Source organism: Pseudoalteromonas sp. R86517 (assembly GCF_042466295.1).
In the GTDB taxonomy this organism is placed as follows: Bacteria; Pseudomonadota; Gammaproteobacteria; order Enterobacterales; family Alteromonadaceae; genus Pseudoalteromonas; species Pseudoalteromonas atlantica.
Map to the genome: position 1 here is coordinate 65,001 of NZ_JAXHCB010000001.1, position 12,339 is coordinate 77,339.

General features: G+C 43.6%; 10 protein-coding genes and 2 rRNA genes. 7 read left to right on the top strand and 5 right to left on the bottom strand.

The annotated features are described in order from the left end of the window. Positions 1-81: 81 nt before the first annotated feature. The 3 genes from SJY38_RS00290 (at position 82) to SJY38_RS00300 (ending at position 5,243) form a co-directional block, all read left to right on the top strand. Positions 82-2,968: ribosomal RNA gene (locus SJY38_RS00290) — 23S ribosomal RNA — on the top strand. Positions 2,969-3,170: 202 nt separating this feature from the next. Beyond that, positions 3,171-3,285: ribosomal RNA gene (gene rrf / locus SJY38_RS00295) — 5S ribosomal RNA — on the top strand. Between the two features lie 485 nt (positions 3,286-3,770). Beyond that, entirely contained in the window at positions 3,771-5,243 is a 1,473-nt protein-coding gene (locus SJY38_RS00300; RefSeq protein ID WP_377109051.1) for an NAD(P)H-hydrate dehydratase, read from the top strand. 4 nt (positions 5,244-5,247) lie between these two features. Here the strand turns inward: SJY38_RS00300 and SJY38_RS00305 are convergent, their stop codons facing one another. The 5 genes from SJY38_RS00305 to SJY38_RS00325 all read right to left on the bottom strand — a co-directional run bounded on the left by SJY38_RS00305 (position 5,248) and on the right by SJY38_RS00325 (position 8,828). Further along, positions 5,248-5,640 (bottom strand): VOC family protein, encoded by a 393-nt coding sequence (locus SJY38_RS00305; RefSeq protein WP_004587679.1) that lies wholly within the window; start codon positions 5,638-5,640, stop codon positions 5,248-5,250. Positions 5,641-5,852: 212 nt separating this feature from the next. After that, complete coding sequence (locus SJY38_RS00310) at positions 5,853-6,119, bottom strand: hypothetical protein (protein ID WP_138540448.1); 267 nt, start codon at positions 6,117-6,119, stop codon at positions 5,853-5,855. 137 nt (positions 6,120-6,256) lie between these two features. Further along, on the bottom strand, positions 6,257-7,906 hold the full coding sequence (groL, locus tag SJY38_RS00315) for a chaperonin GroEL (protein WP_055014652.1): 1,650 nt from the start codon (positions 7,904-7,906) through the stop codon (positions 6,257-6,259). 48 nt (positions 7,907-7,954) lie between these two features. Beyond that, positions 7,955-8,242: a co-chaperone GroES gene (locus SJY38_RS00320; protein ID WP_004587676.1), complete on the bottom strand. Its 288-nt coding sequence runs from the start codon at positions 8,240-8,242 to the stop codon at positions 7,955-7,957. A gap of 109 nt (positions 8,243-8,351) precedes the next feature. Beyond that, the gene (locus tag SJY38_RS00325; RefSeq protein ID WP_138540447.1) at positions 8,352-8,828 is read right to left on the bottom strand and encodes an FxsA family protein; all 477 of its coding nucleotides are present in this window, start codon (positions 8,826-8,828) and stop codon (positions 8,352-8,354) included. A gap of 188 nt (positions 8,829-9,016) precedes the next feature. On the opposite strand from SJY38_RS00325, the gene cutA reads away from it, so the two are divergent. From cutA to accB, 4 genes are all read left to right on the top strand, one after another. Continuing rightward, positions 9,017-9,337 carry a divalent-cation tolerance protein CutA gene (cutA, locus tag SJY38_RS00330; RefSeq protein WP_055017952.1) on the top strand — a complete coding sequence of 107 codons (321 nt, stop codon included), beginning with the start codon at positions 9,017-9,019 and terminating at the stop codon, positions 9,335-9,337. Beyond that, positions 9,337-11,151 (top strand): protein-disulfide reductase DsbD, encoded by a 1,815-nt coding sequence (locus SJY38_RS00335; protein ID WP_377109054.1) that lies wholly within the window; start codon positions 9,337-9,339, stop codon positions 11,149-11,151. Before cutA ends, SJY38_RS00335 begins: the two co-directional genes overlap by 1 nt. A 228-nt stretch (positions 11,152-11,379) precedes the next feature. Then, positions 11,380-11,832: a type II 3-dehydroquinate dehydratase gene (gene aroQ / locus SJY38_RS00340; RefSeq protein WP_024031479.1), complete on the top strand. Its 453-nt coding sequence runs from the start codon at positions 11,380-11,382 to the stop codon at positions 11,830-11,832. Between the two features lie 32 nt (positions 11,833-11,864). Then, the gene (accB, locus tag SJY38_RS00345; RefSeq protein ID WP_004587671.1) at positions 11,865-12,326 is read left to right on the top strand and encodes an acetyl-CoA carboxylase biotin carboxyl carrier protein; all 462 of its coding nucleotides are present in this window, start codon (positions 11,865-11,867) and stop codon (positions 12,324-12,326) included. Positions 12,327-12,339: the final 13 nt, after the last annotated feature.

Sequence of the window (12,339 nt, forward strand, 5' to 3'; positions counted from 1 at the left end):
TAATTGGTATCTACTTTAGTATTCAATATTAACTTCTGGCGAAGTTAAACTGTCACTAACAAAGACCCGTTTGGGTTGTATGGTTAAGTGACTAAGCGTACACGGTGGATGCCTTGGCAGTTGGAGGCGATGAAGGACGTATTAACTTGCGATAAGCCTAGTCAAGCTAGTAAAAAGCGCTTGAGACTAGGATTTCCGAATGGGGAAACCCACCTGCTTGCAGGTATCGTTAACTGAATACATAGGTTAACGAGGCGAACGCGGAGAACTGAAACATCTAAGTACCCGTAGGAAAAGAAATCAACCGAGATTCCGATAGTAGCGGCGAGCGAAATCGGAACAGCCCTTAAGCTTATTATGTGTTAATGGAAGGCTCTGGAAAGTGCCACGATACAGGGTGATAGTCCCGTACATGAAAAGACATTTTAAGTGAAATCGAGTAGGTCGGAGCACGTGAAACTTTGACTGAATATAGGTGGACCATCATCTAAGGCTAAATACTCCCAACTGACCGATAGTGAACCAGTACCGTGAGGGAAAGGCGAAAAGAACCCCTGTGAGGGGAGTGAAATAGAACCTGAAACCGTGTACGTACAAGCAGTAGGAGCCTACTTGTTAGGTGACTGCGTACCTTTTGTATAATGGGTCAGCGACTTATATTTTGTAGCGAGGTTAACCGATTAGGGTAGCCGTAGGGAAACCGAGTCTTAACTGGGCGAATAGTTGCAAGGTATAGACCCGAAACCCGGTGATCTAGCCATGGGCAGGTTGAAGGTTGAGTAACATCAACTGGAGGACCGAACCCACTAACGTTGAAAAGTTAGGGGATGACCTGTGGCTAGGAGTGAAAGGCTAATCAAACCGGGAGATAGCTGGTTCTCCCCGAAATCTATTTAGGTAGAGCCTCGGACGAATACTTACGGGGGTAGAGCACTGTTAAGGCTAGGGGGTCATCCCGACTTACCAACCCTTTGCAAACTCCGAATACCGTAAAGTAATATCCGGGAGACACACGGCGGGTGCTAACGTCCGTCGTGAAGAGGGAAACAACCCAGACCGCCAGCTAAGGTCCCAAAGTCATAGTTAAGTGGGAAACGATGTGGAAAGGCCCAGACAGCCAGGAGGTTGGCTTAGAAGCAGCCATCCTTTAAAGAAAGCGTAATAGCTCACTGGTCGAGTCGGTCTGCGCGGAAGATGTAACGGGGCTAAACTATGCACCGAAGCTGCGGATTCATCTTAAGATGAGTGGTAGGGGAGCGTTCTGTAAGCGGTTGAAGGTGTACCGGGAGGTATGCTGGACGTATCAGAAGTGCGAATGCTGACATGAGTAACGATAATGCGGGTGAAAAACCCGCACGCCGGAAGACCAAGGGTTCCTATCCCATGTTAATCAGGGTAGGGTAAGTCGACCCCTAAGGCGAGGCCGAAAGGCGTAGTCGATGGGAAACGGATTAATATTTCCGTACTTGGTATAATTGCGATGGGGGGACGGAGAAGGCTAAGCAAGCATGGCGATGGTTGTCCATGTGAAAGTGAGTAGGCTAGCGACTTAGGTAAATCCGGGTTGCTGTTAGGCTGAGACACGAGACGAGCACCCAAGGGTGTGAAGTTGCTGATGCCATACTTCCAGGAAAAGCCTCTAAGCTTCAGATTATACCGAATCGTACCCCAAACCGACACAGGTGGTCAGGTAGAGAATACTAAGGCGCTTGAGAGAACTCGGGTGAAGGAACTAGGCAAAATCGTACCGTAACTTCGGGAGAAGGTACGCTCCTATCTGTGATGAGACTTGCTCTCTAAGCGGACGGGAGCCGCAGTGACCAGGTGGCTGGGACTGTTTATTAAAAACACAGCACTGTGCAAAATCGCAAGATGACGTATACGGTGTGACACCTGCCCGGTGCCGGAAGGTTAATTGATGGGGTTAGTTTTCGGACGAAGCTCTTGATCGAAGCCCCGGTAAACGGCGGCCGTAACTATAACGGTCCTAAGGTAGCGAAATTCCTTGTCGGGTAAGTTCCGACCTGCACGAATGGTGTAACCATGGCCACGCTGTCTCCACCCGAGACTCAGTGAAATTGAAATCGCAGTGAAGATGCTGTGTACCCGCGGCTAGACGGAAAGACCCCGTGAACCTTTACTACAGCTTGGCACTGAACATTGAACCTACATGTGTAGGATAGGTGGGAGACTTTGAAGCAGCGACGCTAGTTGTTGTGGAGTCGTCCTTGAAATACCACCCTTGTAGTTTTGATGTTCTAACGTTGGCCCCTGAATCGGGGTTACGGACAGTGCCTGGTGGGTAGTTTGACTGGGGCGGTCTCCTCCCAAAGAGTAACGGAGGAGCACGAAGGTTGGCTAAGTACGGTCGGACATCGTACGGTTAGTGTAATGGTAGAAGCCAGCTTAACTGCGAGACAGACACGTCGAGCAGGTACGAAAGTAGGTCATAGTGATCCGGTGGTTCTGAATGGAAGGGCCATCGCTCAACGGATAAAAGGTACTCCGGGGATAACAGGCTGATACCGCCCAAGAGTTCATATCGACGGCGGTGTTTGGCACCTCGATGTCGGCTCATCACATCCTGGGGCTGAAGTCGGTCCCAAGGGTATGGCTGTTCGCCATTTAAAGTGGTACGCGAGCTGGGTTTAGAACGTCGTGAGACAGTTCGGTCCCTATCTGCCGTGGGCGTTTGAGAATTGAGAGGGGTTGCTCCTAGTACGAGAGGACCGGAGTGAACGAACCGCTGGTGTTCGGGTTGTCATGCCAATGGCATTGCCCGGTAGCTACGTTCGGAACTGATAAGCGCTGAAAGCATCTAAGCGCGAAGCAGGCCTCGAGATGATTTCTCACTAGACTTTTAAAGTCTCTGAAGGGCCGTTGAAGACTACAACGTTGATAGGCAAGATGTGGAAGTGGTGTGAGCCATTAAGCTAACTTGTACTAATTACCCGTGAGGCTTAACCATACAACGCCAAACGCGTTTTGTGACAGAAACAAGCGACAGAAGTTAATAGCTAAAGTAGATAGATACTTAGACTTAAAAAATATTATCAGAGTTTTCCAGATTTATGAGGTGACTCTTAGCGCGTAGCGTTAACATTGAGGCACCTTGCGCAAAGGAAATAGTAGCACTACGTGCTTATCATTACTCCTTTGCACCTAATTTGCTTGGTAACCATAGCGTTTTGGACCCACCTGACCCCATGCCGAACTCAGTAGTGAAACGAAACAGCGCCGATGATAGTGTAGCATTTGCTATGTGAAAGTAGGACATTGCCAGGCTCCAAATACAAGAAAGCCCGACTCGAAAGAGCCGGGCTTTTTTACGTCTACAGGAAAGTGAAAAAAGCACTCGTAATGAATTCACTTTTAAACCTAAAACGTAGGTCGGGCGAGCGAAGCGACACCCGACGCAATGATAATGTTCCATTTGCTATGTGACTCTCTACCGCTGTGGGCACTACGACATTGCCAGGCTCCAAATACAAGAAAGCCCGACTCGAAAGAGGCGGGCTTTTTTACGTCTGCAGAAAAGTAAAAAATACATTCCAGGTATTATTCGCACAGTCTCCACCACTTCCATAGCGTGGGTTGAGTATCACGAAACCCGCGGAAAGAGCCCACCACAGAACTCAAACTCTTTGTATTAAAGGCTTCAATTTCAGCTTTAATAGCTGTTTAGCATGCTAAACCCGCTATTGAAAAGTGCTCTTTTATCCCAAGCTATAGTTATAGAGCATCTACACACTTATTTATGGCGAGTTTCTATGTTAAATAAACAAAGGCATATTTACACAAAAGATCAGGTTCGCTCCTATGAGGGAGAGGCGGCTAAGCAATGTGGAATAGATTTATTTACTTTAATGCAGCGAGCGGGAGAGGCAGTATACAAGCAGTGGCAGTCTTTTAACGCTAAGCTTACTTTAATTATTGCAGGTAATGGTAATAATGCGGGTGATGCTTACATAGCCGCGCGTTTAATTAAGGACTCTGGTGCAGAGGTTAAAGTTTGCGCTATAGACCCTAATAAAACGCTCAGTGGTGACGCTGCTAAAGCGAGGCAGTTGTGGCTTGAATCTGGTGGCATAGTTAACGAGTTTACTAAGAGTGACTTAGATTGCTGCGACTGTGTAATAGATGGATTACTGGGTACTGGCCTTAATTCACCTGTTCGTGAAAAATATTGTGAGATTATTACAGCCATCAACCAAAGCGAAAAGCCTGTTTTAAGTATCGATGTTCCCTCAGGGATAGATGCAAATACAGGTGAAGTATTAGGCGCAGCTATTCAGGCTACAAAAACGCTTACTTTTATTGCGATTAAACAAGGCCTTTCTACAGGGACAGGTAAACAACATGCCGGTGAGTTGATTCTCGATGAATTAGCAATTGAAGATACTTTTAGTCAGCTCGCTTCACCTTGTGCTCATTTAATAAATATAGACAGCTTTAATCGCTTGGGCTCTCGGGCTTTAAATAGCCATAAGGGCAATCATGGCAAGTTATTATGCGTTGGGGGCAACCAAGGTACTGCGGGAGCAATCAGACTAAGCAGTGAAGCTGCGCTTCGAGCAGGAGCGGGGATGGTGAAGGTGTATACGCATCAAAGCTCTATTATGCCAATAAGTATCGGTAGGCCAGAATTAATGGTCATGAGTGAAAACCTTGAGCAGGCTTTAGAGTGGGCAACTTGTGTTGTACTTGGTCCTGGACTTGGGCAGGATAAATGGGCTAAAAAAACGTTTTGCACAGTAATGCACTATTGCCAAGAGCACAATACGCCGCTTGTACTTGATGCTGATGCACTTAATTTATTAGCTGAAAATGCAAGTGCTTATACATTGGCTCAATGTGTTCTTACTCCGCATCCTGGTGAGGCGGCTAGGCTCATTAGCAAAAATACCTCTGAAATAGAGTCAAATAGGTTTGATAGCGTGCGATTATGCGCAAAACGGTATAACGCTACTTGCATATTAAAAGGTGCTGGATCTTTAATTGATAATGGTAAAAGCACTTGGGTGTGTGAAAATGGCAATGCAGCACTTGCCGTGGGAGGGAGTGGCGACGTACTGACGGGTATTATCGGTGCATTGCTTGCTCAAGGTCTTAGTATCGACGAAGCAGCACGATACGGGGTAACTCTCCATGCTCGAGCCGGTGAGGTTGCGGCTGAAGAGCAAGGGCAGCGCGGCATGCTACCCTCGGATTTATTTCAAATAGTCAGGTCGTTAACCAACTAAGTATTTAGCTCTGTTGAATAAGATCCCATTTGTTACCATAAAGATCTTCAAACACGGCCACCGTACCGTAAGGCTCATTACGAGGCTGCTCATGAAATACTACGCCATTTTCTAGCATGCTTTCGTAGTCGCGCCAAAAGTTGTCAGTATTTAAAAATAGCCATACGCGGCCACCTGCTTGATTGCCAACAGCGTTAAACTGCTCTGGCTCTGTGGCTTGTGCAAGTAATATGTGTGTGCCGTTTGAGTTGGGTGGGGTTATTAACACCCAGCGTTTACCATCACCTAAATCCGTATCTTCCACTAATTCAAAGCTTAACTTTTTTGTATAAAATGCGATTGCTTCGTCATAGTCTTTTACAACAAGAGCAATACTACCTATATGCTGCTTTGGCATAACTAAAAACCTAAAGTTGTTTTATGTCGGTGTATTTTCACATATCAATACAGGGTTGAATAGTATAGGTAACTGTTTATCAAAGCTTATTTTAAGGGAAGCTGTACGTTATACATTGGCTTTGCATGTAGGGCTAGCAATATAAGGCTTCACTCGATTTTAAACCTTAGAGCATCCTTAAAAAGTGTTTTAATTTACGCAGCTAAACTGGTTTACTCATCTTCATTAGTAGGGTCGTCACCTGAGTCCTCTTTGCGTTTACGCTGCTCTTGCTTGGCCTTTTGAACATTCTCATAAGTAGGGGGTGGGATAGGCATAAGAGAAATTAGTGGAAAAAACGCTAAAAATAAATACGCTCCTTTAGACATGCTCTTGCCCCATATAACGAGCTTAAGCATAATCCAGGCAATAAATACCACTAACCCTGAGATAAGTAGTACCAAAACAAAGAAGGTGATTATTTCATTATTATTAAGCAAATCCTTTTACCTTTAATCCAATAACTCATGGTATAGATGTGGAGATAAATTAAGCAATAACAATAGGCTTGTACTAAAAAACAAAAACCCAGCCGAAGCTGGGTTTTTATATAAGCAAGGTGCCTAAAGGAGGATGATTACATCATGCCGCCCATACCACCCATTCCGCCCATGCCACCCATATCAGGGGCAGCTGCAGCTTCTTCTTTAGGGATTTCAGCAACCATTGCTTCGGTAGTGATCATTAGACCCGCAATCGAACCTGCAAATTGTAGTGCAGAGCGCGTTACTTTCGTTGGATCTAGGATACCCATTTCAAGCATATCGTTATATTCGCCAGAGGCTGCGTTGTAACCGTAGTTACCTTCACCACCTTTAACAGCGTTTATTACGACTGACGCTTCGTCGCCTGCATTTGTTACGATTTGACGAAGTGGTGCTTCCATTGCACGAAGTGCAACTTTAATACCGTGGTTTTGATCTTCATTGTCGCCAAGTAGCTCAACTAGCTTGCTAGCAGCACGTACTAGAGCAACACCACCACCAGGTACTACGCCTTCTTCAACCGCTGCACGAGTTGCATGTAATGCATCTTCAACACGGTCTTTTTTCTCTTTCATTTCAATTTCAGTCGCTGCGCCTACTTTAATTACTGCAACACCGCCGGCAAGTTTAGCCATACGCTCTTGTAGTTTTTCTTTATCGTAGTCAGACGTTGCTTCTTCAATCTGTGCTTTAATTTGAGCAACACGGCCGTTAATGCCATCTTCTTCACCCGCACCATCAATGATAGTTGTATCATCTTTAGTGATTACTACACGCTTAGCAGTACCTAGGTCTTCGATAGTTGCTTTTTCAAGCTCTAAACCAATTTCTTCAGAGATAACAGTACCGCCAGTTAATACGGCGATATCTTGTAGCATTGCTTTACGACGGTCGCCAAAACCAGGGGCTTTAACTGCTGATACTTTAACAATACCACGCATGTTGTTAACTACAAGCGTTGCAAGTGCTTCGCCTTCTAGGTCTTCAGCAATGATTAATAGTGGCTTGCTTGCTTTAGCAACGGCTTCTAATGTAGGTAGTAGCTCACGAATGTTAGATACTTTTTTATCTACAAGTAGAATGAACGGGTTGTCTAGCTCAACTGCGCCTTTTTCAGCGTTATTGATAAAGTACGGAGATAGGTAACCACGGTCAAACTGCATGCCTTCTACAACATCTAGTTCGTTCTCTAATGATTGACCCTCTTCAACAGTAATAACACCTGTGTTACGACCTACTTTTTCCATTGCGTTAGCAATGATTTCGCCAATTTCTTTGTCAGAGTTAGCTGAAATAGTACCTACTTGTGCAATTGCTTTAGTATCAGCACATGGTACAGATAGCGCTTTAAGCTCTTCTACTGCAGCAATAATTGCTTTATCAATACCGCGCTTAAGATCCATTGGGTTCATACCCGCAGCAACCGCTTTAAGGCCTTCGTTTACAATAGATTGTGCAAGTACAGTTGCGGTAGTGGTACCGTCACCCGCTGCATCATTTGCTTTAGATGCAACTTCTTTCACCATTTGTGCACCCATGTTTTCAAACTTGTCTTCAAGTTCGATTTCTTTTGCTACAGATACACCATCTTTGGTGATCACTGGAGAGCCAAATGATTTATCTAGTACTACGTTACGGCCTTTAGGACCTAAGGTCACTTTTACTGCGTTTGCTAGGATGTTTACGCCTGTTAGCATTTTAGCGCGTGCGTCACCTGCAAAAAGTACTTCTTTTGCTGCCATCTTTAATTTCCTCTAAATTCTTAAATGTTTGTTAAACGAAAAGTAGGGTTAGCCTACAATGCCTAAAATGTTGTCTTCACGCATGATCAGGTACTCTTGACCTTCGATCTTTTCAGTTTTTTCAACATATGAGCCAAATAACACAGTGTCACCGGCTTTTACTTCTAAAGCTCTAACGTCACCGTTATCTAGAACGCGACCATTGCCAACAGCAATAACTTCTCCGCGAGTTGATTTTTCAGCTGCAGAGCCAGTTAATACAATACCGCCAGCAGACTTGGTTTCTTCTTCTAGACGCTTAACGATTACGCGATCTTGTAAAGGACGAATGTTCATTTTTTTAGTTCTCCTAACAGTTTCTGAACAGTACAGAAAAAAGCTTTTCTAATTTGCATTCATTAATGGGGGTAGAGTGTAAAATTCCAAGAGAAAAATCGATAAATTTTTAATCTTTTCTCTCATATTCGCCATCAATGGTCGTTGGTTTATTTACATGCTGTTGTTCTTGCTGCGAGTGTGGGTGTTGTGTAAAGGCTGAAGCGCCTTGTTGTGCACCTGTGCTCATACGCACCGTTGCCTGACTTGCAAGGCCTGCAGCCAGTTTGTTGCGTATTGAAGGGGTTAATAATAGTAGGCCGAATACATCGGTCATAATGCCTGGGGTTAGTAATAAAACACCCGCAATGATCACGCAAATACCGGTAAATAATTCTTTAGCTGGCATTTGCCCTTGGGCCATTTGGCTTTGTGCATTTTGTAATGCACCCATACCTTGTTGTTTAACCATTCTGGCGCCCAAAATAGCCGTAATAATCACTAGGGCTATAGTCGCAAACCCACCAATTACATCGCTGACCTGTATTAGTAGCGCAATTTCGATGATAGGAATGATAATAAACAACACAAATAAAAATCTAAACATAGGGCTCTCTAAATAATGGCACTCAAAAGAGTGAATGAAATATAAGTGAGGGTGAAAGGGTCTATTTTCAAGGTTGAGCTTAAAGTGATTAATAATTGCTTAATATCTACAATTATTCATCGCCTACACATTACATTAGCTATCAGATACTATTGCATTAGTTCCCTATAAATTAGTAAAGGTTAATTATGACTACGCAATTTAAATTGATATTTACCACGTGCAAAGATGAGGCTGAAGCGCGCACTTTAGCAAAAGCACTTGTAGCGCAAAAATTAGCGGCGTGTGTAAATATTTTACCAAATATGACCTCAGTTTATATGTGGGAAGGCGATGTGGCCGAAGAAATAGAAGCAAAACTACTGATTAAAACAAAATCAGAAAAAATGAATGATGTTTTTGAAACCATTAAAAGTTTACATAGTTACGAAGTACCCGAAATTCAAGTGGTTGATGTGGCCACTGGTAATTTGGCTTATTTTCATTGGATGGATGAGGTATTAAATTAATGCGGTTTTTCTTTTTATTATTGGTTAGCTTGCTGGCGCTTCCGGCAAAGGCAAACACCAATAATGTGCTAGGTGATTTACTTGCCCCGCCACAGCAAACCTTTTTACCCGTAGACCAAGCGTTTGTATTTGATTTTGATCAGCAAGGTAGCACTTTATTTGTGGGATGGGATATAGCCCCTGACTATTACCTTTATAAAAAGAAAATAGAAATTATCGCCAAAGGCGCCAACATAAAGGTGGGCGATGCCGGTACTGGCGAAATAATTGAAGACGAGTTTTTTGGCAAAACCGAAGTTTTTTTCAATAGTGTGAGTGTTATAAGTAAGCTCAGTAATGTTACAGAGGGTGCTGTTGTAAAGGTGCGCTATCAGGGTTGTGCCAAAGCAGGGCTATGTTATCCGCCTGAGGTTATTAGTATTCCTTTAAGCGTTATTGCCTCAGAGCAAGCGCAAGGTAATAACTCATCTGCTAATGCCGCTGATACATTAAACGCATTAACTCCTTCTGTAGACGCAACGCGTGGCCAAAGCAATACAACCACTCAAGATTTAAGTTTTACAGAGCGATTAGCAAGTCAAAGTTTAGTAACCAATTTACTCATATTTTTTGCTGTTGGGGTGGGGCTTGCGTTTACACCGTGTGTGTTCCCTATGTTTCCTATTTTATCGAGTTTAATTGCAGGGCAGCAAAACCTGTCTACTAAAAAAGCGTTTGCGTTGTCGTTTGTATATATACAAGGTATGGCGCTTACTTATGCTGCATTAGGGTTAGTAGTGGCGGCCTTAGGCGGGCAAGTGCAAGGGTATTTACAACACCCTTATGTACTTATTAGTTTTAGTTTACTGTTTGTACTGCTCGCAATGTCGATGTTTGGCTGGTACGAAATTAAGTTACCCAGCGCCATGATGAGCAAGCTAACGCAAGTCAGTAATAACCAAAAAGGCGGCAATTACCTAGGTGTGTTTTTAATGGGGGTGTTGTCGGGGTTAATTGCATCACCTTGTACCACAGCTCCGTTATCTGCTGCGCTATTATTTGTAGCGCAAAGTGGTGACTACCTTGTCGGTGGTTTAACCCTGTATGTATTAAGTTTAGGAATGGGCCTACCGCTTTTATTACTCGGTACGTCTGGTGGCAAATTGCTTCCTAAAGCAGGCGGTTGGATGGAGCAAGTTAAAACGTTATTTGGTTTTATTATGCTTGTTGTGCCGCTTATTTTATTGGAGCGCATAATTAGCGCCGACATTATTTTACTTATGGCGGGTATTTTAGCACTGGCAACGGCTGTTTATTTACACTATTGGCAAAGTGCGCAGCCACAAAGCAAGCTTAAAACAGCGCTTTGGTTTAGTGCTACATTTTTAGTACTTACTGGTTTTACATTAGCTAAAAACGTTATTTGGCCGCAGCAACAGGTTGATCAGGTTAGTCAGCAAAGTAATGAGTTTAAACAAGTGGCTAATTTAACCGAGCTAAAAAACGCTGTTGCTGAAGCTAATCAGCAAGGCAAACTGGTGATGGTTGATTTATACGCCGATTGGTGTGTGGCATGTAAAGAGTTTGAACATTACACATTTCCAGATGCCAAAGTACAGAGCGAGTTTAGTCACTATCAGTTAATTCAAATCGATTTAACGCAAAGTGATGACACCACCATTGAGCTAATGGAAGAGTTCACTGTGTTTGGTTTACCCAGTATTTTGTTTTTTAACACACAAGGGCAAGAGCTAAGTTCAGAGCGCGTTACAGGATTTTTAAACGCTGATGATTTTGCCACCCACCTAGCTGCAGTGCGCGCCAGCGCACAATAATAGTGCAATTTAGCCGCTTGGGCTTACCAAGTGGCTTGCCTTCAATTACGTCATATTTATTACACCTCCAGAGATTAGACCAGTATTTTGCTGCTATTTACATCGAACTGACTATAATAGTTGGCTAACGTGAGAATTTGTTGCAATTTTTGTTTTTTATACTTACTTTAGTGTACAAAATTAGCTCGCAACGGCTTAACTCATTACTTAGAGGATATATCGCGTATTATGGCTGCAAAATTTAAACTTTTAGTTATAAATGGTCCAAATTTAAACATGCTAGGAAAGCGTGAGCCAGAAAAGTACGGTTTGCACACTCTTGGTGAAATTATGAGCGAACTAACGACTGCCGCAGAGGGTCTAGATGTTCAGCTTACGCATTTTCAAAGTAATAGTGAGCAAGCCCTTATTGAAAGAATACACGATGCTTGGCAGGCAGTTGATTACATAATTATTAATCCTGCTGCATTTACGCATACTAGCGTCGCTTTACGTGATGCATTGTTAAGCGTTGATATTCCTTTTTTTGAGGTGCACTTAAGTAATGTGCATGCACGTGAAGCATTTCGTCATCATTCGTATTTTTCTGATGTGGCGCAAGGTGTGGTATGTGGATTAGGTGCAATGGGTTACCACGCAGCATTGAACGCTGCCGTGAGCCGGTTGCAAAACTCGAATTAATTTAAACTAACAAACTTATAGGCGGGTCGTTCATGGATATTCGCAAGATCAAAAAGCTAATCGAATTAGTAGAAGAATCAGGTATTGCTGAGCTAGAAATCACTGAAGGTGAAGAATCAGTACGTATTAACCGTAACAACATGAGCGCAGGTCCTGCTTACGCTCAGTACGCACCACAGCAATTTGCTGCTCCAGCGCCTGCGGCACCAGCACAAGCTGCGCCAGCCGTTGAAGCCGATGCTACACCAGCAGCACCTGCAGGCCATCAAGTTAAATCACCTATGGTTGGTTCATTTTACTCAGCAGCTTCTCCAGAAGCGCCAGCATATGTAGAAGTAGGTTCTCAAGTTAAAGTAGGTGATACTTTATGTATCGTTGAAGCAATGAAAATGATGAACCAAATTGAGTCAGATAAAGCGGGTACAGTTACAGCTATTTTAGTTGAAAATGGCGAACCAGTAGAATTTGATCAACCTCTATTCATCATTGAATAATTTAGTAACCTAA

What these genes read in the sequence shown, in the direction of transcription:
- SJY38_RS00300 (WP_377109051.1), top strand. Translation starts at nt 3,771, where the DNA reads ATGTTAAATAAACAAAGGCATATTTACACAAAAGATCAGGTTCGCTCC.
- SJY38_RS00305 (WP_004587679.1), bottom strand. Translation starts at nt 5,640, where the DNA reads ATGCCAAAGCAGCATATAGGTAGTATTGCTCTTGTTGTAAAAGACTAT.
- groL (WP_055014652.1), bottom strand. Translation starts at nt 7,906, where the DNA reads ATGGCAGCAAAAGAAGTACTTTTTGCAGGTGACGCACGCGCTAAAATG.
- SJY38_RS00320 (WP_004587676.1), bottom strand. Translation starts at nt 8,242, where the DNA reads ATGAACATTCGTCCTTTACAAGATCGCGTAATCGTTAAGCGTCTAGAA.
- SJY38_RS00325 (WP_138540447.1), bottom strand. Translation starts at nt 8,828, where the DNA reads ATGTTTAGATTTTTATTTGTGTTGTTTATTATCATTCCTATCATCGAA.
- cutA (WP_055017952.1), top strand. Translation starts at nt 9,017, where the DNA reads ATGACTACGCAATTTAAATTGATATTTACCACGTGCAAAGATGAGGCT.
- SJY38_RS00335 (WP_377109054.1), top strand. Translation starts at nt 9,337, where the DNA reads ATGCGGTTTTTCTTTTTATTATTGGTTAGCTTGCTGGCGCTTCCGGCA.
- aroQ (WP_024031479.1), top strand. Translation starts at nt 11,380, where the DNA reads ATGGCTGCAAAATTTAAACTTTTAGTTATAAATGGTCCAAATTTAAAC.
- accB (WP_004587671.1), top strand. Translation starts at nt 11,865, where the DNA reads ATGGATATTCGCAAGATCAAAAAGCTAATCGAATTAGTAGAAGAATCA.